Here is a 23,736-nt window from a genome sequence, read left to right as displayed (position 1 = left end):
CCTCGGGCCCTGGCGTACGCTGGATCAGTCCGTCCACAACCCTTGACGAAAGGGACGCCGCCGGTGACCGAGAAGGCCGACCTTCAGTCCGTCCTCGACCGTGCCGCCGCGGGCGGGCGCATCACGCCCGAGGAGGCGCTCGACCTCTACCGCGACGCCCCGCTGCACGCGCTCGGCGCCGCCGCCGACGCCGTGCGCCGCCGCCGGTACGCGGGCACCGAGCACATCGCGACGTACATCATCGAGCGCAACATCAACTACACGAACGTCTGCGTGACGGCGTGCAAGTTCTGCGCCTTCTACGCGCCGCCCACCGCCAAGGACAAGGGCTGGACCCGCGACCTGGACGACATCCTGCGCCGCTGCGCGGAGACCGTCGAACTGGGCGGCACCCAGATCATGTTCCAGGGCGGCCACCACCCGGACTACGGCGTCGAGTACTACGAGAAGCACTTCGCCGCCATCAAGCAGGCGTACCCCCAGCTCGTCATCCACAGCCTGGGGGCGAGCGAGGTCGAGCACATGGCGCGGATCTCGAAGGTGAGCGTGGAGGAGGCGATCCAGCGCATCCACGCGGCGGGTCTCGACTCCTTCGCGGGCGCCGGCGCGGAACTGCTCCCCGAGCGCCCCCGCAAGGCGATCGCCCCGCTCAAGGAGTCCGGCGAGCGCTGGCTGGAGATCATGGAGACGGCTCACCGGCTGGGCGTGGAGTCCACCTCCACCATGCTGATGGGCACCGGCGAGACCAACGCCGAGCGCATCGAGCACCTGCGGATGATCCGCGACGTGCAGGACCGCACGGGCGGCTTCCGCGCCTTCATCCCGTACCTCTACCAGCCGATGAACAACCACCTGAAGGGCCGCACCCAGGCCACGATCTTCGAGTACCTGCGGATGATCGCGATCTCCCGGCTCTTCATGGACAACATCGCCCACATCCAGGGCTCCTGGCTGACCACCGGGCAGGACGCGGGCCAGCTGACCCTGCACTACGGCGCGGACGACCTCGGCTCGGTCATGCTGGAGGAGAACGTCGTCTCGGCGGCGGGTGCCAAGCACCGCTCCAACCTCCAGGAAATGATCGACATGATCCGCACGGCGGGGCGGGTCCCGGCCCAGCGGTCCACGACGTACGAGCACCTCGTCGTCCACGACGACCCGGCGAACGACCCGGTCGACGCGCGCGTGATGTCCCACATCTCCTCCACGGCGATCGAGGGCGGTACGGCCCACCCCGAGCTGAAGATCCTCGCCTCCAACTAGATCCGCCCGACCAGATGCTCACGATTCACGCGGCACCGCTGGTGCTGCCGGTCGGCGCGGAGCCGGTGCCGGACGGGGCGGTCGTCGTCGACGGCGACCGCGTCGCGGCGATCGGGCCGTACGACGAACTGGCCGTGTCCTTCGAGAGCGCGCGCACGCGCCGCTGGCCGGGGGTGCTGGCGCCGGGGCTGCGGCAGTTGCACGGGCGCTGGCTGCTGCTGCGCTGCTACCACCCCGACCCGCGCGAGGCCGACGAACTCGGCACCGAGCCGATCACGGGCGCGGCGCTCGACGAACTGGCCCCGGACGCGGCGCGGATGGCGGGCAGCGTCCGGCGGGGCCTGCAGCGGATGCTCGCGCACGGAACGACCCATGTAGGCGGCCCGTTCCCGGAGGCCGTACGGCAGTCCGTGGCGCGGTCGGGCCTGCGGGAGGTCCCCGAGCCCTGGCGCCGGGCCGCACCGGTATGGGACGGCCCCGCCCTGGACCCCTTCGTCGAGGGCTACGACCTCCCCGGCACCGCCCACGGCCCGCTGACGGTCGGAGGCCCGGCGGACCTCGCGGCCTTCGACGTCCCGGACGAGGCCACGCTCATCGCCCAGGGCGCCGGGACCTGCGTGGCAACGGTGCTGGGCGGCCGACTGGTGTACCGCCGGCGCTGACTCAGCCGGCGAACGCCTCCCCGAACGCCCCCGAACTCTGCTCCACCCCGCTGCAGTCGGTCTGCGCGTCGTCCTCGTCGGCGTTCCCCTCCTCGCACCGCTGGTCCCGGAACGTGGACCACATCGACACCCAGCCGATCTCCTTCTCCTCCGCGAACTTCCTCACCTGCGCGGCGTCCTGAAGCGTGAACGTCTCCCCGTCCACGTCGTTCACCCCGATCATCGAGGTCAGCGCCATCCCCCGCCACGCGGTCGCCGCCGACGTCCCGAACACGTCCCGGAGCTGGGCATGCGCGGCCTTCGCCGCCGTGATCGCGTAGTCGCCCATGTCACCGTCGTAGGACTCGCCGTAGTTCATCGTCATGAGGTTGACGGTGGAGACCTGCACGGCCTGGTCGTTGGCGGACTGGAGCAGCGCGACGCTGTCGTCGTCGAGTCCGGACGGCATCACGGGAAGGGTGAAGGAGACCTTGAGGTCCAAGCGCTCCCGCTGAAGCAGGGCTATCGCCTCCGAACGCAGGTCCACCGAGTCGGAGTCGGTCAGCTCGTCGCCCTCGATGTCGAAGTCGGCCTGGGTGGAGCCGGCCACGTCCAGCGCCTCGCCGTACGCCTCCGCCAGCGCCTCGGCGCTGTCGCAGTGCAGCGCGAGTTCGTCGCCGGAGGCCCCGCCGAAGGAGACGCGGATCGTGGCGCCGGACTCCTTCAGCTCCGCGATCCGGGACGCCACCGTGTCGTCGTCGACGCCGTACACCCCGCTCCAACTCGGCGTGCAGTCACTGCCGTTCGCGATGGCGAAGGCGAGGTTGTACGTCGTGGGGGAGCCGGCGCTGTCGTTGGCGGAGGAGGTGAGGGCGCTGACGTAGGGGGCGTAGGAGGTGGGACTTTCGGTGCTCTCGGCACTCTGCGTGCTCGCGGGTTTCTTCGTGTTCTTCGTGTTCTCGGCGGTTCCGGAATTCGCCGTGCATGCGCTCGCCGCCAGGGAAAGCAGCACGACGAGCCCGGTGGTCGCCTTCAGGGGAATCCGCATTGTGCGAATCTCTCACATGGAATCGGGTTCATCCCGGGAAGCCGCCGTATCCGCCAAGACTCTCAGCGAACGGACAGGTTAAGGCGCTTCTCATGGGCGTCTCACATGACTCCGGCGCCTTCAGCACATAAAGCCGCTCTAATGTCCAGGGAATGCATTCCGAGCCTGCCATCGAAAGCCGCGCCGCGTCACGCGGTCGCCGCCGCAAACGCGGCAACGGGTCCGCCGAAGGGCCCGTGTTCGTTGACAACTCCGGACGCCGTTCGAAGATGCTGCGCCGTATCGGCATCCTCGTCGGCGTCGGCTGCCTCGGGTACGCGATCGTGCTGGGGATGGCCTTCATGGGCATCGGCACCTCGCTGGACCCGAACCAGCTGCTGCCCTTCGGCAACAGCGCCCAGGGCGGCGCACCGGGTGGCACCCCCGGCCGGCAGCCGCAGGGCGGCGTGGGCGGCCAGGTCCCGCCCAGCGGCGCCCCGTCGGCCCCGCCCTCCGGCACGCCCGCGCCCACCGCATCGGCGTCCGCCGCCTCCGCGCCCACCGCCTCCGCGTCCGCCGTCGCGGACACCACGAACTGACCCGGGACCGCAGCGACTTCCATGACTACGACGACTCCCTCACGCGGCCGTCGGCGCGCCCCCACCCGGATGGAACGGATGGCGGGCAAGGCCTCGGCGCTGCAGAAGCCCCGGGTCATCCTCGCCCTGCTGCTCCTTCTGGCGCTGACCAGCATCATGCTGCTCGACGGCTATCTGCGCGCCGAGGTCGGCGGCGACCAGCGCGTCCGCTCCGGGGCCAGCTCCAGTGACGTACCGGACGAGGTCCTCGACGGCGGCCCGATCCTCACCTTCCGGGGCGGCCAGGCCACCACGCTCTCGGTGCCGGACAAGACCATCGCCCTCACCTTCGACGACGGCCCGAACCCCACCTGGACGCCCCAGGTCCTGGAGATCCTCCAGGAGTACGACGTCCCGGGCACGTTCTTCGTGGTCGGTTCGATGGTCTCCCGCTACCCGTCGATCGTGAAGGACCTGGTCGACCAGGGCAACGAGGTCGGCATCCACACCTTCACCCACGTCGATCTGTCGTACCAGAGCGACGCCCGTGTCACCCGCGAGATGACCCAGACCCAGCTCGCCCTGGCGGGCGCGGCGGGCATCACCACGACCCTGTTCCGGGCGCCGTACTCCTCGGAGACGGACGCCATCGACAACTACAGCTGGCCCGTCTACCAGAAGCTCGGCGAGGACGGCTACACCAGCGTCTTCATCGACACCGACAGCGACGACTGGAAGCGGCCGGGCGTCTCGAAGATCGTCAAGTGGGCGACGCCGAGCGACGGCGAGGGCGCGTCGGTGCTCTTCCACGACGCCGGTGGCGAGCGGTCGCAGACGATCAAGGCGCTGCCGAAGTACATCGAGAAGATGAAGGCGAAGGGGTACACCTTCACGACGATCAGCGGGGTGATGCAGGAGCAGGGGCCGGCCGCCGGGGACGCCGGGACCGCCGGAGCTGCTGGGGTTCCCGGGGGAACCCAGTCCCTTCAGGCCGCTCACCGCGAGGCCACCGGAGCGACGCTCTACGAGGGCAAGGCCCTCATCGCCGCCGTCGCCGTCGCCGAGTGGACCGTGCCGACGCTGTCGGTCGGCCTGATGATCGTGGGCGTGGCCGTGCTCGGCCGGTTCGGGATGATGCTGATCCTCGCCCGCCGGCACTACCGGCAGCGCAACAGACGCCGGTTCAGCTGGGGTCCGACGGTCACCGAGCCGGTGAGCGTGATCGTCCCGGCGTACAACGAGAAGGAGTGCATCGCCAACACCCTGGAGTCCCTGGCGAAGAGCACCCATCCGATCGAGGTCATCGTCGTCGACGACGGCTCGACCGACGGCACCTCCGAGATCGCTCGCCACGCCGCCGACGAACTGGGCATGACCAACGTCCGCGTCATCCGCCAGGAGAACGCCGGCAAACCGGCGGCCCTCAACAACGGTGTGCGCAGCGCCAGTCACGACATCGTCGTGATGATGGACGGCGACACGGTCTTCGAGCCGGACACCGTACGGCAGCTCGTGCAGCCCTTCGCCGACTCCCGGGTGGGCGCGGTCGCGGGCAACGCCAAGGTCGGCAACCGCAACACGGTCATCGGCGCCTGGCAGCACATCGAGTACGTGATGGGCTTCAACCTCGACCGGCGCATGTACGACCTGCTGCGCTGCATGCCCACCATCCCGGGCGCGATCGGCGCGTTCCGCCGGGACGCGGTCCTGGAGGTCGGCGGGATGAGCGAGGACACCCTCGCCGAGGACACCGACATCACGATCGCCATGCACCGCGCGGGCTGGCGGGTGGTCTACCAGGAGCACGCGCGGGCGTGGACCGAGGCGCCGGGCTCGCTCAAGCAGCTGTGGTCGCAGCGCTACCGGTGGTCGTACGGCACCATGCAGGCGCTGTGGAAGCACCGCAAGTCCCTCACGGACAAGGGCCCTTCGGGCCGCTTCGGGCGAGTCGGCATGCCACTGGTGGTCATCTTCCAGATCGTCACACCGGTCTTCGCGCCGCTGATCGACGTCTTCACCGTCTACTCGATGATCTTCGTCGACTTCCGGGCCGCCCTGCTGGCCTGGCTCGCGGTGCTGGCGGTCCAGCTCGTCTGCGCGGCCTACGCCTTCCGCCTCGACCGGGAGCGGTACCGCTACCTGCTGATGATGCCGCTCCAGCAGCTGGCCTACCGGCAGATGATGTACCTCGTCCTCATCCACTCCTGCATCACCGCCCTGACCGGCGGCCGGCTGCGCTGGCAGAAGCTGAAGCGCACGGGCGAGGTCGGGACGCCGGCGGGGGTGGGCTGAGTGGGCTCGCACCGGCGGGGCGGAGCCGCCGTCCTGGCGGCCCGGCCTGCCGCCGCCGCACCCACCCGTGACCGCTACTTCGACACCCTGCGCGCGCTCGCCCTGGTCAGGGTGGTGACGTACCACACCTTCGGCTGGGCCTGGGCCGGCCTGGTCTTCCCCTCCATGGGCATCATGTTCGGCCTGGCCGGCACCTTGATGGCCAAGTCCCTGGAACGGCCGGCGCTGAAGGTGGTCCGGAGCCGGCTCCGGCGCCTGCTGCCGCCCTTCTGGTTCTGGGGCTTCTTCGTGGTCGTCGCGATGCTGATCCACGACTGGATGCCGGGCTGGCAGATCGTCTACTGGGTCGTCCCGCTCGGCGACCCGCCGGGCAACGCGTGGGGCGTACAGGCGTACGAGATCCTCTGGTACCTGCGGACGTACCTCTGGTTCGTGCTCCTGTCCCCCCTTCTGCTGAAGCTGTTCCGCCTCGCCCCGGTCCCCGTCCTGCTCGGCTCCCTGGCGCCGGTCCTGGTGCTTCAGTTCGTCTGGGCGGGGCCGGACAACCGGCTCGGCAGCGCCCTGTGGGACCTGTCGACGTACCTCTTCTGCTGGATCCTCGGCTTCGCCCACCGCGACGGCGTGCTCCAGCGGATGGCGCCGGCGGCCGTGGTCCTGCTGTCGTCCGCCGCGCTCGGCTACGGCGGCTGGTACGCCTTCGCTCACCAGGGGGAGTACGGCACCTACGACCTGGACGAGATCCCGCTCGCGCAGGCCTTCTGGTCCGCCGGGTTCGTGATGCTGCTGATGTGGGCCAAGGCGCGGTTCCGGATCGACTTCGCGGGGCTGACGCGGCTGCGGCGCCTGGACCGGCTGGTGACGGTCTTCAACGCGCGTGCCGTCACGATCTACCTCTGGCACGAGATCGCGCTGATCCTCGCCGTCCCGCTGATCGACCAGTTCTGGAACGTGCCCGCCTTCGAGGCGTATCTGCCGCTGGAGAGCCAGTGGTTCATGTTCGGCGTCGGCTGGGTGCTGATCGCCGGGTTCGTCCTGGCGTGCGGATGGGTGGAGGACGTGGCGGCGAGGAAGAAGCCGAGGCTTCTTCCGTGAGGCCGTCGGCCGCTCGGGCCGGGGCGGCTGCAAGAATGGGCGCGTGACCCGCGCTTCCCTGAACAAGCAGCCGCACGAAGTCGCCTCGATGTTCGACGACGTCGCGGAACGGTACGACCTGACGAACGACGTGCTGTCGCTCGGCCAGGACCGGGTGTGGCGCAAGGAGGTCGCCAAGGCGGTCGACGCCCGTCCCGCGCAGAAGGTCCTGGACCTGGCCGCCGGTACGGCGACCTCCTCCCTGCCCTTCGCCCGCACCGGCGCCTATGTCGTCCCCTGCGACTTCTCCCTCGGCATGCTCCAGGTCGGCAAGAAGAAGCACCCCTGGCTGCCGCTGACGGCGGGCGACGCGACGAGGCTGCCGTTCAAGGACGACACCTTCGACGCCGTCACGATCTCCTTCGGCCTGCGCAACGTCCAGGACTTCGACGCCGCCCTGCGCGAGATGCACCGGGTGACCAAGCCCGGCGGCCGGGTGGTGATCTGCGAGTTCTCGCACCCGACGTGGGCGCCCTTCCGGACCGTCTACACCGAGTACCTGATGCGCGCCCTGCCGCCGGTCGCCCGCGCGGTCTCCTCCAACCCCGACGCCTACGTCTACCTCGCCGAATCCATCCGCGCCTGGCCCGACCAGCCCGCGCTGGCCGAGCGGCTGCGGAAGGCGGGCTGGTCGAAGGTGGCCTGGCGGAACCTGACGGGCGGGGTGGTCGCGCTGCACCGGGGCTTCAAGGAGAGCTGACGGCACGCTCGCGGGGCCTCTGGGCTTCCGTAACCCCCTTTCGAGGGCTTGCCCGGGGGCTCACGCGAACCCGGCCGCCGGGGCGTAGGAGTGCCCCATCGGCTCGTCCAGTTCCCGCCGCATCCCGCCGCCGGGTGGCTCCGGCAGGCGTGGCTCGCGGACCCCGGAACCTCCGCCGCCCTCGCCCTCGCCGAAGTCGAACCACACGGTGACCACGGCCCCGCGCGGGATCTCGACGCCGGGCGCCGGGTACTGCCGTACGACGTAGTCCACGACGGCGAGTCGGAGGTCGGGCTGGTCGGGGGAGGCGAGCAGCACTCCGCGTGCCTCGGCCGACCTGCGCGCGTCCACGGCCATCAGGCCGACGAGGCGCGGTACGCGCACTTCAGGTGTCTTGGGCGGTTTGTACACAGACGTCACCCCCAGCGGTACCGGCAGAGTAACCCCCACCCGGTACCGCCCGGAAGCGTTAAGTGGCTTTCTGTGACAGTCAGTTACTCTTCGTGTTCAAACTGGTTCCCGCTGCTCCGCTTGTCAGGTCCAGTCGGTAGCAGTGCCCCTGACGGCCGTTCGTCGGCGTCGTGAAGACCTCGGCCAGCGTCATGCCCAGCCGCCGGGTCACCGCGATGGAGCGCGCGTTGCGGGCGTCGACCATGGCCACCACGCCCGGGACACCCGCCGTCCGCACCCGCTCCAGCGTCAACCGCGCGGCCGCGGTGACGTAACCCCTGCCCCAGTGCGCCCGCGCGAGCCGCCAGCCGATCTCGATCTCGCCCGTGGGACCCCACTCCCGCTCCCACGGCTGGGCGCCGGTGAACCCGATCACCTCGCCGGACTCGTCCAGCACGGACCACAGGCAGAACCCGCGCTGGGCGTCGTGCCGCCGCTGCCGGGCCGTGAGCTCCTCGTAGACGGACAGGCCCGCGGACTTGCCGCCGTGGAACTCCATGACGTCCGGGTCGTCGAAGAGCCGGTGCCAGACGACGGCGTCCTCGTCGGTGGGGACGCGCAGCCGCACTGCGGGGAGAGCTCGGTTCACGGGGCAGCCCTTCAGCCGGGTGATCACTGGTGCTGAATAGACTGCCCATGTCCTGTGCCGGTCGGCACGCAGATTTCGAACTTGGGGAGATCCCGCCGTGACCGAGCCCCTCCTCTCCGACAACACCGCCGATGTGATCGTCGTGGGCGCGGGGCCAGCCGGCTCCACGACCGCGTACCACCTGGCCAAGGCCGGGCTCGACGTGCTCCTGCTGGAGAAGACCGAGTTCCCGCGGGAGAAGGTCTGCGGTGACGGCCTCACGCCGCGCGCGGTCAAGCAGCTCGTGGCGATGGGCATCGACATCTCCGAGGAGGCCGGCTGGCTGCGCAACAAGGGCCTGCGGATCATCGGCGGCGGTGTCCGGCTCCAGCTCGACTGGCCCGACCTCGCCTCCTTCCCCGACTACGGCCTGGTCCGCAAGCGCGACGACTTCGACGAGCAGCTCGCCCGGCAGGCCCAGAAGGCGGGGGCGCGCCTGTACGAGCGCTGCAACGTGGGCGCCCCGGTCGTCGACGACCGCACCGGGCGCATCACCGGCGTGCACGCCAAGCTCGGTGACGAGAAGCGCGAAGTGACCTTCCACGCCCCGCTGGTGGTGGCCGCCGACGGCAACTCGACCAGGCTGTCGCTGGCGATGGGCCTGCACCGCCGTGAGGACCGCCCGATGGGCGTGGCCGTCCGCACGTACTTCGAGTCCCCGCGCCACGAGGACGACTACCTGGAGTCCTGGCTGGAGCTGTGGGACCGCCGCGGCCCCGAGGACCGCCTGCTGCCCGGCTACGGCTGGGTCTTCGGCATGGGCGACGGCACCTCGAACGTCGGTCTGGGCGTGCTCAACACCTCCGACTCCTTCAAGGAGCTGGACTGGCGCGAGGTGCTGAAGGCCTGGTGCGCCTCGATGCCGGAGGAGTGGGGCTACACGCCGGACAACATGACCGGCCCGATCCGCGGTGCCGCCCTCCCGATGGCCTTCAACCGCCAGCCCCACTACACCAAGGGCCTGCTGCTGGTCGGCGACGCCGGTGGTCTGGTGAACCCCTTCAACGGCGAGGGCATCGCCTACGCCATGGAGTCCGGCCAGATCGCCGCCGACATCATCGTCCAGGCGCACGCGCGGTCGACTCCCGCGGGGCGCGAGATGGCCCTGCAGCGCTACCCGCGCGTGCTCAAGGACACCTACGGCGGCTACTACACGATGGGCCGCGCCTTCGTGAAGCTCATCGGCAACCCGAAGGTCATGAAGATCGCGACCCAGCGCGGCCTGACGCACCCCCTGCTGATGAAGTTCACGCTGAAGCTGCTCGCGAACCTCACGGACCCGACCGGTGGCGACGCGATGGACCGCATCATCAACGGTCTGAGCAAGGTGGCCCCGAAGGCGTGACCCGGCTTCTCCGGGCGTGAGCCGGCTGTTCAGCGCCTCCACGTCGGCGGCCCGGCGGGCGAGCACCTCCTCCCGCCGGGCCGCCACCTGCCGCAGCGCGTCCTTGCGCTCCCGCTGGGAGAGCCGGTCCAGGTAGATCCGCCCGTCGCAGTGGTCGGTCTCGTGCGCGAGACAGCGGGCGAAGTACCCGCTGCCCTCGATCACGACCGGCTCCCCGTCCTCGTCCAGCCCCCGCACCACGGCCCGGTCCGGCCGCGGTACGTCCATGACGGCGCAACTCCCCTCGTCGTCGGGACAGTCGTAGACGACGATGAGCGCCGCGAGATCCGGCCCGAACTCGGTCACGTCCCGCCACGGCTTGTGCAGCACCTGCTCGCCGACCTCGTGAACTCCCCTTCTGTGGGCGTGTGTTGTGAGCCCCGTGGAACACGCGCGCGGGACGTGGGGCCCGGCCCTGCGCGCGGCGGACCCGCAGCTCGCCCGCTGCGACGCGCTGAGGACCGACTGGATGACCGGCGTGATGTTCTACCTGCGCACGCCCACCCCGGTCGTGCACGGCCACGTCAACTGCCTCGACTCACCCTGGGCGGTGACGGCCGTGGGCCAGGCCCAGTTCTGGGCCGGCCGGGACTTCGCCCGCGACTACGGCGACGGACAGGTCCGGGACTGCCTCTCCGCGATCATCTCCGAGTGGGACAAGCCGGGCATCCTCTACGGCAAGCCCGCGCGGGAGTGCACCCAGGAGGAGGTCGTCGCCGAACTGTGGGCGCAACTGAAGGACGCGCTGAACGACCCCGGCAAGACCACGCTCACGGACGCCGACCGCCTCGGCTGGTTCATGGACCCGGCGGTGACCGGCCTCGGCGGCCCCGACCCGCAGAACCGCGAACAGCTGATGATCCATCCCACGGGCACGTACTACAACCGGCCCACGGCCCGCACGAAGGTGCCGAACCTCTTCCTCGCCGGCGACTACGTCCGCACCGACATCGACCTCGCGTCCATGGAGGGCGCCAACGAGGCCGCCCGCGCCGCCGTCAACGCGCTGCTGGACGCGGACGATTCGGACACCGAGCGCTGCGCGATCGTCGGGCTGTACCGTCCGCCCGAGCTGGAACCGCTGAAGCGGATCGATGAGTTCCGCACCGGCTGGGCCTGCCCAACACCTTCGACCTCGGCTAGCGCCGGCCTCGCGGAGGTGCCGGACGGGGCCGCTGCCCCCGAGCGGCTGCGGCCCCATCCGTACTGCTGTGCCCCTTTCGGGGCTATATGCCTCGCGGGCTGTGCGTCAGAGTACGCGCACCGCGCCCGAGGCGGGATAGCCGGAAAGGTCCTGGATGACCACGCCCTTGGACGGGTTGGCGGCGTCCAGGTACTGACCGTCCCCGATGTACACGCCCACGTGGTACGCCGAGCCCTTGCCGCCCCAGTACAGGATGTCGCCGACCTGGAGGTTGGACAGGGAGACGTCCGTGCCCGCCATCGACTGGTCCTGCGAGACGCGGGGGAGGTCCACGCCGACCTGCTTGAAGGCGGCCTGCACCAGCGAGGAGCAGTCCCACGCGTTGGGGCCGGTGGCACCCATGACGTAGGCGTCGCCGAGCTGGGCCTTGAGGAAGGAGATGACCGTCGCGACGCTGCCGCTCGCCGGAGCGGAGGCGGTGGCGGTGGCGGTCGTGGCGGTGGAGGTGGCGGCGAGCGTGGTGCGCTCCGCGTCGCGGGCGGCGCGCTCGGCGGCGGCCTTGCGAGCGGCCTCGGCGGCCTTCTTCTTGGCCTCCGCCTTCTTCTTGGCCACGGCGAGGTCCGCCTTGGCCTCCTTGGCGGCCGCGGCGGCGGCCGCGTCCCGCTCCGCCTGGAGCTCGTAGCTGGCCGCGGCCTGCTGCGTGGCGTCAGCGGACTCGGCTACCTGAGCGGCCAGGTCGGCCGTCAGGGTGGGCAGTTCGAGGGTCTGCGTGACCGGCTCGGCGGCGCTCGCCGTGGCCGACGCGCCCGCCGCTGCCATGCTGAGGACGCCACCGGCAACTCCGGCGCGCATCGCGAGGGTCGTGGACCCGGTGCGGCGGGGTTTCCGGTGGCTGCGTATGTGAGCGGTGTGGGACATGAGAACAACGGGTATCAGGGGCTCCTCCATACCTTCAAGAAACGTGTGCTGCGCCACAGTTGTTCAATCGGCGGCGTGAATCCCGGGCGTGTCGCTCTTTATTGACGCCGTAACGGACATTGCGGGCGCACCGTAACCCACCCGTGATCACGTCCTTTCGTCGGTTCGCCCGAATTGCCCCGCGCCTACCACTTGTTGAGGCAGGTGGCCAAGCCCGGTTCTCATGGCGCTCTTATGGATGTGGTGGAGGTCACGCAACGATTACGGCGACGGCCGCGTCCCGCGCGCACGCCCCACCCCCCGCCGCTCGTGAACGCGCGCACGCGTCCACACCCCGCACCGCCCCTCCCCCTGATGTGTGAACGCCGTCCTCTATCAAGGCGCCGCGTCCATCGCCAATTTGCATGCAGAGGAAGTCTCTTGATATTGAGACGACCCTTCCGAGCTGCGCCGACGAGCGGAAATGTCACCTCAGGTGATCACTTGGATGCCTCGCGTGCGAAGATCACCACTCATCCGACTTCATGATCCTTCGTCAGGTGGTGGAGATCACAAAGCTTGTGTAATACCCCGTGTCGCAGATCACAGAGCGGCGGGCATAGGATGCGAGGCAGTTGGGCTTGTGACCTGCTTCACATGTTCTCGATCTTCGCCGGGACGAGCGGGATTCGAGGGACGCATGAGGCGCACGTGGTGAGCCTGACGCAACCGCCAGCAGTCAGTGCCGACTGAGAGGAGCGAGGAGCGGTGAACGCGTATGCGCCCATCCTCGTACTGGGAGCCCTCGGGGCAGGCTTTGCGATCTTCTCCGTGGTCATGGCCACGCTGATCGGTCCGAAGCGGTACAACCGCGCCAAGCTCGAAGCCTACGAGTGCGGTATCGAGCCGACCCCCACGCCGGCCGGCGGCGGGCGCTTCCCGATCAAGTACTACCTGACGGCGATGCTCTTCATCATCTTCGATATCGAGATCGTCTTCCTCTACCCCTGGGCCGTCACCTTCGACGCCCTGGGGATCTTCGGGCTCGTGGAGATGCTGCTCTTCGTGCTCACCGTCTTCGTCGCGTACGCGTACGTATGGCGGCGCGGCGGCCTGGAATGGGACTGAGGGGCCTTTAACTCATGGGACTCGAAGAAAAGCTGCCGAGCGGCTTCCTGCTGACCACCGTCGAGCAGGCCGCGGGCTGGGTGCGCAAGGCGTCGGTCTTCCCGGCCACCTTCGGCCTCGCCTGCTGTGCCATCGAGATGATGACCACCGGCGCCGGCCGTTACGACCTGGCGCGCTTCGGCATGGAGGTCTTCCGCGGCTCACCGCGGCAGGCGGACCTCATGATCGTCGCCGGCCGGGTCAGCCAGAAGATGGCGCCCGTGCTGAGGCAGGTCTACGACCAGATGCCGAACCCCAAGTGGGTGATCTCCATGGGGGTCTGCGCCTCCTCGGGCGGCATGTTCAACAACTACGCCATCGTCCAGGGCGTCGACCACATCGTCCCGGTCGACATCTACCTCCCGGGCTGCCCGCCCCGCCCCGAGATGCTGATGGACGCGATCCTCAAGCTCCACCAGAAGATCCAGAGCTCCAAGCTCGGCGTGAACGCCGAGGAGGCGGCCCGCGAGGCCGAGGAAGCCGCGCTCAAGGCGCTCCCCACCATCGAGATGAAGGGGCTGCTGCGATGAGCGACACCGGCAACGGCGTCAACCCCGAGAAGGACCTCGGCGCCTCCAACCTCCCCGGCCAGCGGGGCGAGGGCGGCGAGGAGATCCGCGTCCAGCGCGGCATGTTCGGCGCGAACAACGGCGGCGACACCTCCGGCTACGGCGGCCTCGTCCGCTCCGTCCGCCTCCCGGGACCGGCCACCCGCCCCTACGGCGGCTGGTTCGACGAGGTCGCCGACGAACTCGAGGGCGCGCTGGAGGAGCAGGGCCTGCTCCCCGAGAACGCCATCGAGAAGACGGTCGTCGACCGCGGCGAGCTCACCTTCCACATCGAGCGCGAGCACCTGCTCCGCGTCGCCCGCACCCTGCGCGACGACCCGGCCCTGCGCTTCGAGCTGTGCACCGGCGTCAGCGGTGTCCACTATCCGAACGACACGGGCCGCGAGCTGCACGCCGTCTACCACCTGCGCTCGATCACCCACAACCGGCTCATCCGGCTGGAGGTCAGCGCCCCCGACAGCGACCGGCGGGTCCCGTCGCTGGTCCCGGTCTATCCGACCAACGACTGGCACGAGCGCGAGACCTACGACTTCTTCGGGATCGTCTTCGAAGGTCACCCGGCCCTGACGCGGATCATGATGCCGGACGACTGGCAGGGCCATCCGCAGCGCAAGGACTACCCCCTCGGCGGCATCCCCGTCGAGTACAAGGGCGCCCAGATCCCGGCTCCGGACCAGCGGAGGTCGTACTCATGAGCACGCAGCACGCCACTGGGCGCGAGACCACCGAGGGCACCGTATATACGGTCACCGGTGGCGACTGGGACGAGGTCGTCCAGTCCGCGGCCCGCGCCGACGACGAGCGCATCGTCGTCAACATGGGTCCGCAGCACCCGTCCACCCACGGGGTGCTCCGGCTGATCCTGGAGATCGAGGGCGAGACGGTCACCGAGGCCCGCTGCGGCATCGGCTATCTGCACACCGGCATCGAGAAGAACCTCGAGTTCCGCACGTGGACGCAGGGCACCACGTTCGTGACGCGCATGGACTACCTGACGTCCTTCTTCAACGAGACCGGCTACTGTCTCGCCGTCGAGAAGCTCCTCGGCGTCGAGGACCAGATCCCCGACCGGGCCACCCTCATCCGGGTGCTCCTGATGGAGCTCAACCGCCTCTCCTCGCACCTGGTGTGCATCGCCACCGGCGGCATGGAACTCGGCGCCACCACGATCATGATCTACGGATTCCGTGATCGTGAAATGATTCTCGACATCTACGAGCTCATCACGGGCCTGCGGATGAACCACGCGTACATCCGCCCCGGCGGACTCGCCCAGGACCTGCCCCCGGGCGCGGTGGACCAGATCCGCGAGTTCGTGAAGAAGATGAAGAAGAACCTCCCGGAGTACGACAAGCTCGCCACCGGGAACCCCATCTTCAAGGCCCGCATGCAGGATGTCGGCTACCTCGACCTGGCCGGCTGCATGGCCCTCGGCGCCACCGGCCCGATCCTGCGCTCCACCGGCCTCCCACACGACCTGCGCAAGGCCCAGCCGTACTGCGGCTACGAGACCTTCGACTTCGACGTCCCGACCGCCGACACCTGCGACTCCTACGGCCGCTTCCTGATCCGCCTGGAGGAGATGCGCCAGTCGCTCAGGATCGTCGAGCAGTGCCTGGACCGGCTCCAGCCCGGACCGGTCATGGTCGCCGACAAGAAGATCGCCTGGCCCGCCCAGCTCGCGCTCGGCCCGGACGGCCTCGGCAACTCCCTCGACCACATCAAGAAGATCATGGGCACCTCCATGGAGGCCCTGATCCACCACTTCAAGCTGGTCACCGAGGGCTTCCGCGTCCCGCCGGGACAGGCGTACGCGGCCGTCGAGTCGCCCAAGGGCGAGCTCGGGGTGCACGCCGTCTCCGACGGCGGCACCCGCCCCTACCGGGTCCACTTCCGCGACCCGTCCTTCACCAACCTTCAGGCCATGGCGGCGATGTGCGAGGGCGGCCAGGTCGCCGACGTCATCGTCGCCGTCGCATCCATCGACCCCGTGATGGGAGGCGTCGACCGGTGACCACCAGTTCTTCGGAGCAGGGCGTCAGCCTGGGCATGCCCGAACTGCCCGCGCCCGGCTACCCGGACGACGTTCGAGCCCGGCTCGAGCGGGACGCGCGCGAGGTCATCGCCCGCTACCCCGACTCCCGGTCCGCGCTCCTGCCGCTGCTGCACCTCGTGCAGTCGGAGGAGGGCCATGTCACGCGCACCGGGATGCGGTTCTGCGCGGACATGCTCGACCTGACCACCGCCGAGGTCACCGCCGTGGCCACCTTCTACACCATGTACCGGCGCCGCCCGAGCGGCGACTACCAGGTCGGGGTGTGCACCAACACGCTGTGCGCGGTGATGGGCGGCGACGCGATCTTCGAGGCGCTCCAGGAGCACCTGGCCGTCGGCAACGGCGAGACCACCGACGACGGCAAGGTCACCCTGGAGCACATCGAGTGCAACGCGGCCTGCGACTTCGCGCCGGTCGTGATGGTCAACTGGGAGTTCTTCGACAACCAGACCGTGCAGAGCGCCAAGCGCCTGGTGGACGACCTGCGCGCGGGAGCACCGGTTTCTCCCACGCGCGGTGCGCCGCTGTGCACCTTCAAGGAGACCGCCCGGATCCTGGCGGGCTTTCCCGACGAGCGGGAAGGGGCGCTCGAGGCCGGCGGAAGCGCGGGACCCGCTTCGCTGGTCGGCCTCAAGCTGGCCAAGGGGGAGGCCGCTCCCGCGCGGGTGGTTCACCCACGCGACGGCGGACCTCATGAGGAGCCGCAGGACAGGGCAGTGCACGAGCCGTCACCGACGGAGCACTTGAGCTCACACGACGCGCCGCAGGACACATCGGCCTCCGACCCGACCCACCCGGCCGGGCCTACCGCCGAGGAGGGGGAGTGATGACCTTGGCACCCGAGCTGAAAGACACCAGCCCCGAGAAGCTGCTCGCACCCGTGCTGTCGGCCTTCTGGGACGAGGACAGGTCCTGGACGCTCGACGTCTACCGAAGGCACGACGGATACGAGGGACTTCGCAAGGCGCTCGCCATGTCGCCGGACGACCTCATCGCCTATGTGAAGGACTCCGGTCTGCGCGGGCGCGGCGGCGCGGGATTCCCCACCGGGATGAAATGGCAGTTCATTCCCCAGGGAGATGGAAAGCCGCACTATCTAGTTGTCAACGCCGACGAGTCGGAGCCCGGGACGTGCAAGGACATCCCGCTCCTCTTCGCGAACCCGCACAGCCTCATCGAGGGCATGATCATCGCGTGTTATGCCATCAGGTCGTCGCATGCCTTCATCTATCTGCGTGGTGAAGTCGTCCCCGTGCTGCGGCGGTTGCACTCGGCCGTGAGCGAGGCCTATGCGGCCGGCTACCTCGGACAGAACATCCTGGGCAGCGGCCTCGATCTCGATCTCACCGTGCACGCCGGCGCCGGGGCGTACATCTGCGGTGAGGAGACCGCACTGCTCGACTCGCTCGAAGGCCGCCGTGGTCAACCGCGGCTCCGTCCCCCTTTCCCCGCTGTCGCGGGCCTCTACGCATGCCCGACTGTGGTGAACAACGTCGAGTCGATCGCGTCGGTTCCCGCGATTCTCCAGCGGGGCAAAGAATGGTTCCGCTCGATGGGCAGCGAGAAGTCCCCGGGCTTCACGCTCTACTCGCTCAGCGGCCACGTCGCGAGCCCCGGCCAGTACGAGGCCCCGCTCGGCATCACGCTGCGCCAGCTGCTGGAGATGAGCGGCGGGATGCGGCCGGGCCACCGGCTGAAGTTCTGGACGCCGGGCGGCTCCTCCACGCCGATGTTCACCGACGAGCACCTCGACGTCCCCCTGGACTACGAGGGAGTGGGCGCCGCCGGTTCCATGCTCGGCACCAAGGCGCTCCAGTGCTTCGACGAGACGACCTGCGTCGTGCGCGCCGTCACCCGCTGGACCGAGTTCTACGCCCACGAGTCCTGCGGCAAGTGCACGCCCTGCCGTGAAGGCACGTACTGGCTCGTGCAGTTGCTGCGCGACATCGAGGCCGGCAAGGGCGTCATGTCCGACCTCGACAAGCTGAACGACATCGCCGACAACATCAACGGCAAGTCCTTCTGCGCCCTCGGCGACGGTGCCGCCTCGCCGATCTTCTCCTCGCTGAAGTACTTCCGCGAGGAGTACGAGCAGCACATCACGGGCCGCGGCTGCCCCTTCGACCCGGCCAAGTCCACGGCCTGGGCCGACAAGCACTCGGAGGTGAACGCATGACAGTGACGACCAGCAGCGCTCCCTCCGGGGGCGGTGAGGCGGCGGTCCCGCCGGAGGACCTCGTCTCGCTGACCGTCGACGGCGTGGAGATCAGCGTGCCCAAGGGCACCCTGGTCATCCGGGCCGCCGAACAGCTCGGCATCGAGATCCCCCGCTTCTGCGACCACCCGCTCCTCGACCCGGCCGGCGCCTGCCGGCAGTGCATCGTCGAGGTCGAGGGCCAGCGCAAGCCGATGGCGTCCTGCACCATCACCTGCACCGACGGCATGGTGGTGAAGACCCACCTGACCTCGCCGGTCGCCGAGAAGGCGCAGCACGGTGTGATGGAGCTGCTGCTCATCAACCACCCGCTGGACTGCCCGGTCTGCGACAAGGGCGGCGAGTGCCCGCTGCAGAACCAGGCCATGTCGCACGGCCAGGCCGAGTCCCGCTTCGAGGGCCGCAAGCGGACGTACGAGAAGCCCGTCCCGATCTCCACGCAGGTGCTGCTCGACCGCGAGCGGTGCGTGCTGTGCGCCCGCTGCACCCGCTTCTCCAACCAGATCGCCGGCGACCCGATGATCGAGCTGGTCGAGCGGGGCGCGCTCCAGCAGGTCGGCACCGGCGAGGGCGACCCCTTCGAGTCGTACTTCTCCGGCAACACCATCCAGATCTGCCCGGTCGGAGCGCTCACCTCGGCGGCGTACCGCTTCCGCTCCCGCCCCTTCGACCTGGTGTCCTCCCCGACGGTCTGCGAGCACTGCTCCGGCGGCTGCGCGACGCGCACCGACCACCGGCGCGGCAAGGTCATGCGCAAGCTCGCGGCCAACGACCCCGAGGTCAACGAGGAGTGGATCTGCGACAAGGGCCGCTTCGCCTTCCGGTACGCGCAGCAGCGGGACCGGCTTCAGACGCCGCTGGTGCGCAATCCCGAGGGCGAACTGGTCCCGGCGTCCTGGCCGGAGGCCCTGCAGATCGCGGCCCAGGGGCTGCTCGCCTCGCGCGGGCGGGCCGGTGTCCTGACCGGCGGCCGGCTCACCGTGGAGGACGCCTACGCGTACAGCAAGTTCGCGCGCGTGGCGCTCGACACCAATGACATCGACTTCCGCGCGCGCGTGCACAGCGGCGAGGAGGCCGACTTCCTGGCGGCCCGGGTCGCCGGACGCGGCCGCGACCTCGACGGTACGGGCGTCACGTACTCCGTCCTGGAGAAGGCGCCCGCGGTCCTGCTGGCCGGGTTCGAGGCCGAGGAGGAGGCGCCCGGCGTCTTCCTGAGGCTGCGCAAGGCCTGGCGCAAGCACGGCCAGAAGGTCTTCTCGCTCGCCACGTACGGCACCCGCGGTCTGGAGAAGGCGGGCGGCACGCTGCTGCCGGCCGCTCCCGGCACCGAGACCGAGTGGCTGGACGCGCTCGCGAGCGGTGTGGGCCTGGAGGAGGGCGGCGCGAAGGCGACCGAGGCGCTGCGCGCCGAGGGCGCGGTCATCGTCGTCGGCGAGCGGCTGGCCGCAGTGGCGGGCGGGCTCACCGCCGCCGTACGGGCCGCGTCCGCGACCGGCGCCCACCTGGTGTGGATCCCGCGCCGGGCCGGGGAGCGCGGCGCCGTCGAGGCCGGCGCGCTGCCGTCGCTGCTGCCGGGCGGACGTCCGGCCACCGACCCCCGCGCGCGGGAGGAGGTCGCCGCGGCCTGGGGCATGGCCGAACTTCCGCACCGCTACGGGCGGGACACCGGCCAGATCCTGGAGGCCGCCGCCACCGGCGAACTCCAGGCCCTGGTGGTCTCCGGAGTCGAGATCGCCGACCTGCCGGACCCGGCACGCGCGCGTGAGGCGCTCGCCGAGGCGGGCTTCCTGGTCTCGCTGGAGCTGCGGCCCAGCGAGGTCACCGAACTCGCCGACGTGGTCCTGCCCGTCGCGGCCGTCGCCGAGAAGGCGGGCACCTTCCTCAACTGGGAGGGCCGGGCGCGCCTGTTCGAGGCCGCGCTCAAGCCCGACCAGATGACCCGCCCGCTTCCCCCGACCGACGCCCGCGTGCTGCAGATGCTGGCCGACGCCATGGACGTACACCTGGGTCTGCCGGACCTGCGCACCGCCCGCGCGGAGCTGGACCGGCTGGGCGCCTGGGACGGTCCCCGGGCCACCGAACCCCTGGAGTCCGCGGCCCAGTTGCCGCGACCGGCCGCCGGAGAGGCCGTACTGGCCGGGCACCGGCTGCTGCTCGACCAGGGCAGGCTCCAGGACGGCGACGAGGCGCTCGCCGGGACCCGGCACGCCGCCCACGCGCGCGTGTCGGCCGCCACGGCCGCCGAGGCGGGCGTGAAGGACGGCGACGTCCTGGCGGTGACCGGTGCCGCCGGGACGGTCGAACTCCCCCTCAGGATCACCGCGATGCCCGACCGGGTGGTCTGGCTCCCGCTGAACTCCACCGGCGGCGGCGTCGCCTCCGACGCCGGTGTGCGGCCCGGCTCCCTCGTCCGCATCGGCCCGGCGACGCTCGCCGCGGAGGCCACCGAGGAGGTGGAGGCATGAGCCCGTACCTCGCCGCTGAAGACCTCTCGATGTTCGGCCGCGACCCCTGGTGGCTCGTCGTCATCAAGGCCGTCTTCTGCTTCGCCTTCCTGATGCTGACCGTGCTGTTCTCGATCGTCTGGGAGCGCAAGGTCGTCGCGTGGATGCAGCTGCGCATCGGCCCCAACCGGCACGGCCCCTGGGGCATGCTCCAGTCGCTCGCCGACGGCATCAAGCTGATGCTGAAGGAAGACCTCATCGTCAAACGCGCGGACAAGGTCGTCTACGTCCTCGCGCCGATCGTCGCGGCCATCCCGGCCTTCATGGCGATCGCGGTGATCCCCTTCGGCCCGGCCGGCAACGAGATCTCGATCTTCGGCGAGCGGACCACGATGCAGCTCACCGACCTGCCGATCGCGATGCTCTACATCCTCGCGGTCGCCTCGGTCGGCATCTACGGCATCGTGCTGGCGGGCTGGAGCTCCGGATCCACCTATCCGCTCCTCGGCGGCCTGCGCTCCTGCGCGCAGATGATCTCCTACGAGATCGCCATGGGCGCGGCCTTCGCCTCCGTCTTCCTCTACTCGGGGTCGATGTCGACCTCGACCATCGTGGAAGCCCAGCAGGACCGCTGGTACATCGTCCTGCTGCCGGTCTCGTTCATCATCTACGTCATCACGATGGTCGGCGAGACCAACCGGGCCCCCTTCGACATGCCGGAGTCCGAGGGCGACCTGGTCGGCGGCTTCAACACCGAGTACTCCTCGATCAAGTTCGCGATGTTCATGCTCGCCGAGTACGTGAACATGGTGACGGTCTCGGCGGTCTCGGTGACGCTCTTCCTCGGCGGCTGGCGGGCTCCCTGGCCGGTCTCCACCTTCTGGGAGGGCGCCAACCACGGCTGGTGGCCGCTGCTCTGGTTCACGATCAAGGTGCAGCTGCTGCTGTTCTTCTTCATCTGGCTGCGCGGCACGCTCCCACGGGTCCGCTACGACCAGCTGATGAAGCTCGGCTGGAAGGTCCTCATCCCGGTCTCCGTGGTCTGGCTGATGCTCGTCGCGACCGTGCGGACCCTGCGCAACGAGAACTACGACTTCGCCGACATCGCCCTCTACGTCGGCGGCGGCGTCCTGGCCCTCCTGCTGCTCTCCTTCGTCGCGGACATGTTCCGCGGCAAGCCGACGGAGGAGCAGGAGGCGGGACCGCCCCCCGCGTTCGACGCGACGGCGGGCGGATTCCCCGTACCGCCGCTGCCCGGACAGGAGCTGCCACCGGTGCCGCGACGCCGTTCGCGCCGGGAGCGGGAGCTGATTGTCAGTGGCGGGATGAATACTCAGAGTGACGACGGATCTCTGGATGGAAAGGAGGCGTCCGATGGCTGAGGAGCCCAAGGAGACCGGTCAGTCGAAGCCGGGCTTCCAGAACCCGGTGGCAGGCTTCGGCGTGACCTTCAAGGCCATGTTCAAGAAGCGGCTGACCGAGCAGTACCCGGAACAGCAGAAGACCACCGCTCCGCGCTTCCACGGACGGCACCAGCTCAACCGCCATCCGGACGGCCTGGAGAAGTGCGTCGGCTGCGAGCTGTGCGCCTGGGCCTGCCCCGCCGACGCGATCTACGTCGAGGGCGCGGACAACACCGAGGAGGAGCGCTACTCGCCGGGCGAGCGGTACGGCCGGGTCTACCAGATCAACTACGCCCGCTGCATCCTGTGCGGCCTGTGCATCGAGGCGTGCCCCACGCGCGCGCTGACGATGACGAACGAGTTCGAGCTGGCCGACTCCAGCCGCGCCAACCTCATCTACACCAAGGAGCAGCTGCTCGCCGGTCTCGAGGACGGCATGGTGGACACGCCCCACGCGATCTACCCCGGCACGGACGAACAGGACTACTACCGGGGCCTGGTGACGGAGGCCGCGCCCGGCACCGAGGTGCAGGTCGCGCACTCCAAGGGCGAGGTCGTGCAGGAGGCCGACTCGACCTTCGGCGGGACCGAGCCGGCGTCGGGGAAGGTGATCGGCCGATGACCGCGCAGCTCGCCGCCTACTCCACCTCCACCGGAGAGGCCTTCCAGTTCTGGGTCCTCGGCACGATCGCGGTGATCGGCGCCCTGTGCACCGTCTTCATGAAGAAGGCCGTGCACAGCGCGCTCTGCCTGGCCGGGACCATGATCATCCTGGCGGTGTTCTACCTCGCCAACGGCGCCTACTTCCTCGGCGTCGTGCAGATCGTCGTCTACACCGGCGCGATCATGATGCTGTTCCTGTTCGTGGTGATGCTGGTCGGCGTGACCGCGGCGGACTCCCTGAAGGAGACCATCAAGGGCCAGCGCTGGCTGGCCCTTCTGTGTGGCCTCGGCTTCGGCATCCTGCTCTTCGCCGGGATCGGCAACGCCTCCCTCACGGAGTTCAACGGCATCGCGCAGGCGAACGCGAACGGCAATGTGGAGGGCCTCGCCGCCCTGTTGTTCACCAAGTACGTCTTCGCCTTCGAGATCACCGGCGCCCTGCTCATCACCGCGGCCGTCGGCGCCATGGTGCTCACCCACCGGGAGCGCACCGAGCGGGCCAAGACCCAGCGCGAGCTGGCCGAGGAGCGGGTGCGCGAGGGCAAGCACCTCCCGCCGCTGCCGGCACCCGGTGTGTACGCGCGGCACAACGCGGTGGACATCGCGGGCCTGCTGCCCGACGGCACGCCGTCGGAGCTCACCGTCAGCAAGACGCTGCGCGAGCGGGGCCAGATCCGGGACGTGTCCACGGAGGCCCTCAACGACCTCAAGGCCCTGGAGCAGCGTGCCGAGGAGCGCCTGGAGCGCACGAACAGTGGGGAGGCGGCCAAGTGAACCCGGTCAACTACCTCTATCTCGCGGCCCTGTTGTTCACGATCGGCGCCACCGGCGTGCTGATCCGGCGCAACGCGATCGTCGTGTTCATGTGCATCGAGCTCATGCTCAACGCCTGCAACCTCGCGCTCGTCGCCTTCTCCCGCATGCACGGCAATCTCGACGGCCAGATCATCGCCTTCTTCACGATGGTCGTCGCCGCCGCGGAGGTCGTGGTCGGGCTCGCGATCATCGTGTCGCTGTTCCGTTCCCGCCACTCGGCCTCGGTCGACGACGCCAGCCTGATGAAGCTGTAAGGGGTCGCTGAATC

General features: G+C 69.7%; 22 protein-coding genes and 2 pseudogenes. 19 read left to right on the top strand and 5 right to left on the bottom strand.

Annotated features, from left to right (window positions below; genetic code table 11):
• Positions 1-63: 63 nt before the first annotated feature.
• Together mqnC and AC068Z_RS04150 are read left to right on the top strand one after the other, a co-directional pair.
• A complete protein-coding gene (gene mqnC / locus AC068Z_RS04155) occupies positions 64-1,263 on the top strand; it encodes a cyclic dehypoxanthinyl futalosine synthase (RefSeq protein WP_478552035.1) in 1,200 nt (399 codons plus the stop codon).
• Between the two features lie 14 nt (positions 1,264-1,277).
• Positions 1,278-1,925, top strand: a complete 648-nt coding sequence (locus AC068Z_RS04150) for an imidazolonepropionase-like domain-containing protein (RefSeq protein WP_478552033.1) — start codon at positions 1,278-1,280, stop codon at positions 1,923-1,925.
• A gap of 1 nt (position 1,926) precedes the next feature.
• On the opposite strand, the gene AC068Z_RS04145 is transcribed toward AC068Z_RS04150, so the two are convergent.
• Positions 1,927-2,952 carry a chitinase gene (locus AC068Z_RS04145; protein WP_478552031.1) on the bottom strand — a complete coding sequence of 342 codons (1,026 nt, stop codon included), beginning with the start codon at positions 2,950-2,952 and terminating at the stop codon, positions 1,927-1,929.
• A 236-nt stretch (positions 2,953-3,188) separates the two neighbouring features.
• Here AC068Z_RS04145 and AC068Z_RS04140 point away from each other — a divergent pair, with 236 nt between their 5' ends.
• From AC068Z_RS04140 to AC068Z_RS04125, 4 genes are read left to right on the top strand one after another with little or no spacing between them, the layout of a single operon-like run.
• Positions 3,189-3,530: a hypothetical protein gene (locus AC068Z_RS04140; RefSeq protein ID WP_478552029.1), complete on the top strand. Its 342-nt coding sequence runs from the start codon at positions 3,189-3,191 to the stop codon at positions 3,528-3,530.
• 21 nt (positions 3,531-3,551) lie between these two features.
• Complete coding sequence (locus AC068Z_RS04135; RefSeq protein ID WP_478552027.1) at positions 3,552-5,801, top strand: bifunctional polysaccharide deacetylase/glycosyltransferase family 2 protein; 2,250 nt, start codon at positions 3,552-3,554, stop codon at positions 5,799-5,801.
• A complete protein-coding gene (locus AC068Z_RS04130; protein ID WP_478552025.1) occupies positions 5,802-6,893 on the top strand; it encodes an acyltransferase family protein in 1,092 nt (363 codons plus the stop codon).
• A gap of 43 nt (positions 6,894-6,936) precedes the next feature.
• Positions 6,937-7,632, top strand: a complete 696-nt coding sequence (locus tag AC068Z_RS04125; RefSeq protein ID WP_478552023.1) for a demethylmenaquinone methyltransferase — start codon at positions 6,937-6,939, stop codon at positions 7,630-7,632.
• Positions 7,633-7,692: 60 nt separating this feature from the next.
• On the opposite strand, the gene AC068Z_RS04120 is transcribed toward AC068Z_RS04125, so the two are convergent.
• Entirely contained in the window at positions 7,693-8,016 is a 324-nt protein-coding gene (locus tag AC068Z_RS04120; RefSeq protein WP_478552021.1) for a PASTA domain-containing protein, read from the bottom strand.
• A gap of 106 nt (positions 8,017-8,122) precedes the next feature.
• Positions 8,123-8,671, bottom strand: coding sequence for a GNAT family N-acetyltransferase (locus tag AC068Z_RS04115; RefSeq protein ID WP_478552019.1), 549 nt, complete (start codon positions 8,669-8,671; stop codon positions 8,123-8,125).
• Between the two features lie 97 nt (positions 8,672-8,768).
• Here AC068Z_RS04115 and AC068Z_RS04110 point away from each other — a divergent pair, with 97 nt between their 5' ends.
• Positions 8,769-10,055 (top strand): geranylgeranyl reductase family protein, encoded by a 1,287-nt coding sequence (locus AC068Z_RS04110; RefSeq protein WP_478552017.1) that lies wholly within the window; start codon positions 8,769-8,771, stop codon positions 10,053-10,055.
• Between the two features lie 27 nt (positions 10,056-10,082).
• Here the strand turns inward: AC068Z_RS04110 and AC068Z_RS04105 are convergent.
• Positions 10,083-10,565: pseudogene (locus AC068Z_RS04105) on the bottom strand (peptide deformylase); the annotation flags it as partial.
• Here AC068Z_RS04105 and AC068Z_RS04100 point away from each other — a divergent pair.
• Positions 10,474-11,237 (top strand): annotated as a pseudogene (locus tag AC068Z_RS04100) (FAD-dependent oxidoreductase); the annotation flags it as partial. The pseudogenes AC068Z_RS04105 and AC068Z_RS04100 overlap by 92 nt on opposite strands.
• 106 nt (positions 11,238-11,343) lie before the next feature.
• Here AC068Z_RS04100 and AC068Z_RS04095 read toward each other — a convergent pair.
• Entirely contained in the window at positions 11,344-12,186 is an 843-nt protein-coding gene (locus tag AC068Z_RS04095; RefSeq protein ID WP_478552015.1) for a C40 family peptidase, read from the bottom strand.
• Between the two features lie 717 nt (positions 12,187-12,903).
• On the opposite strand from AC068Z_RS04095, the gene AC068Z_RS04090 reads away from it, so the two are divergent.
• From AC068Z_RS04090 to nuoK, 11 genes are read left to right on the top strand one after another with little or no spacing between them, the layout of a single operon-like run.
• Positions 12,904-13,263 carry an NADH-quinone oxidoreductase subunit A gene (locus AC068Z_RS04090; protein ID WP_003974383.1) on the top strand — a complete coding sequence of 120 codons (360 nt, stop codon included), beginning with the start codon at positions 12,904-12,906 and terminating at the stop codon, positions 13,261-13,263.
• Positions 13,264-13,277: 14 nt separating this feature from the next.
• Positions 13,278-13,832: a NuoB/complex I 20 kDa subunit family protein gene (locus AC068Z_RS04085; RefSeq protein WP_007383964.1), complete on the top strand. Its 555-nt coding sequence runs from the start codon at positions 13,278-13,280 to the stop codon at positions 13,830-13,832.
• Entirely contained in the window at positions 13,829-14,566 is a 738-nt protein-coding gene (locus tag AC068Z_RS04080) for an NADH-quinone oxidoreductase subunit C (RefSeq protein WP_478552013.1), read from the top strand. Before AC068Z_RS04085 ends, AC068Z_RS04080 begins: the two co-directional genes overlap by 4 nt.
• Positions 14,563-15,885: an NADH-quinone oxidoreductase subunit D gene (locus tag AC068Z_RS04075; protein WP_478552011.1), complete on the top strand. Its 1,323-nt coding sequence runs from the start codon at positions 14,563-14,565 to the stop codon at positions 15,883-15,885. Before AC068Z_RS04080 ends, AC068Z_RS04075 begins: the two co-directional genes overlap by 4 nt.
• Positions 15,882-16,754 carry an NADH-quinone oxidoreductase subunit NuoE gene (nuoE, locus tag AC068Z_RS04070; RefSeq protein ID WP_478552009.1) on the top strand — a complete coding sequence of 291 codons (873 nt, stop codon included), beginning with the start codon at positions 15,882-15,884 and terminating at the stop codon, positions 16,752-16,754. The genes AC068Z_RS04075 and nuoE overlap by 4 nt, the downstream gene beginning before the upstream one ends.
• Complete coding sequence (nuoF, locus tag AC068Z_RS04065; protein ID WP_478552007.1) at positions 16,754-18,103, top strand: NADH-quinone oxidoreductase subunit NuoF; 1,350 nt, start codon at positions 16,754-16,756, stop codon at positions 18,101-18,103. Before nuoE ends, nuoF begins: the two co-directional genes overlap by 1 nt.
• The gene (locus AC068Z_RS04060; protein WP_478552005.1) at positions 18,100-20,607 is read left to right on the top strand and encodes an NADH-quinone oxidoreductase subunit G; all 2,508 of its coding nucleotides are present in this window, start codon (positions 18,100-18,102) and stop codon (positions 20,605-20,607) included. The genes nuoF and AC068Z_RS04060 overlap by 4 nt, the downstream gene beginning before the upstream one ends.
• A complete protein-coding gene (gene nuoH, locus AC068Z_RS04055) occupies positions 20,604-21,968 on the top strand; it encodes an NADH-quinone oxidoreductase subunit NuoH (protein WP_478552003.1) in 1,365 nt (454 codons plus the stop codon). The genes AC068Z_RS04060 and nuoH overlap by 4 nt, the downstream gene beginning before the upstream one ends.
• Positions 21,961-22,611, top strand: a complete 651-nt coding sequence (nuoI, locus tag AC068Z_RS04050) for an NADH-quinone oxidoreductase subunit NuoI (RefSeq protein ID WP_478552001.1) — start codon at positions 21,961-21,963, stop codon at positions 22,609-22,611. The genes nuoH and nuoI overlap by 8 nt, the downstream gene beginning before the upstream one ends.
• A complete protein-coding gene (locus tag AC068Z_RS04045; RefSeq protein ID WP_451725164.1) occupies positions 22,608-23,426 on the top strand; it encodes an NADH-quinone oxidoreductase subunit J in 819 nt (272 codons plus the stop codon). Before nuoI ends, AC068Z_RS04045 begins: the two co-directional genes overlap by 4 nt.
• Positions 23,423-23,722, top strand: coding sequence for an NADH-quinone oxidoreductase subunit NuoK (nuoK, locus tag AC068Z_RS04040; RefSeq protein ID WP_019756142.1), 300 nt, complete (start codon positions 23,423-23,425; stop codon positions 23,720-23,722). Before AC068Z_RS04045 ends, nuoK begins: the two co-directional genes overlap by 4 nt.
• The last annotated feature ends 14 nt before the right edge of the window (positions 23,723-23,736 follow it).

Source organism: Streptomyces sp. NPDC043726, assembly GCF_056436565.1.
The sequence above is the reverse complement of the archived record's forward strand: the minus strand, read 5'-3'. Positions and strand labels throughout refer to the sequence as shown.

Bases quoted from the DNA above. Each gene is read 5' to 3' on its own strand.
- AC068Z_RS04080 (WP_478552013.1), top strand. From the start codon at position 13,829: ATGAGCGACACCGGCAACGGCGTCAACCCCGAGAAGGACCTCGGCGCC.
- AC068Z_RS04060 (WP_478552005.1), top strand. From the start codon at position 18,100: ATGACAGTGACGACCAGCAGCGCTCCCTCCGGGGGCGGTGAGGCGGCG.
- AC068Z_RS04085 (WP_007383964.1), top strand. From the start codon at position 13,278: ATGGGACTCGAAGAAAAGCTGCCGAGCGGCTTCCTGCTGACCACCGTC.
- AC068Z_RS04150 (WP_478552033.1), top strand. From the start codon at position 1,278: ATGCTCACGATTCACGCGGCACCGCTGGTGCTGCCGGTCGGCGCGGAG.
- nuoF (WP_478552007.1), top strand. From the start codon at position 16,754: ATGACCTTGGCACCCGAGCTGAAAGACACCAGCCCCGAGAAGCTGCTC.
- AC068Z_RS04145 (WP_478552031.1), bottom strand. From the start codon at position 2,952: ATGCGGATTCCCCTGAAGGCGACCACCGGGCTCGTCGTGCTGCTTTCC.
- AC068Z_RS04045 (WP_451725164.1), top strand. From the start codon at position 22,608: ATGACCGCGCAGCTCGCCGCCTACTCCACCTCCACCGGAGAGGCCTTC.
- AC068Z_RS04135 (WP_478552027.1), top strand. From the start codon at position 3,552: ATGACTACGACGACTCCCTCACGCGGCCGTCGGCGCGCCCCCACCCGG.
- nuoH (WP_478552003.1), top strand. From the start codon at position 20,604: ATGAGCCCGTACCTCGCCGCTGAAGACCTCTCGATGTTCGGCCGCGAC.
- nuoI (WP_478552001.1), top strand. From the start codon at position 21,961: ATGGCTGAGGAGCCCAAGGAGACCGGTCAGTCGAAGCCGGGCTTCCAG.
- AC068Z_RS04075 (WP_478552011.1), top strand. From the start codon at position 14,563: ATGAGCACGCAGCACGCCACTGGGCGCGAGACCACCGAGGGCACCGTA.
- AC068Z_RS04095 (WP_478552015.1), bottom strand. From the start codon at position 12,186: ATGGAGGAGCCCCTGATACCCGTTGTTCTCATGTCCCACACCGCTCAC.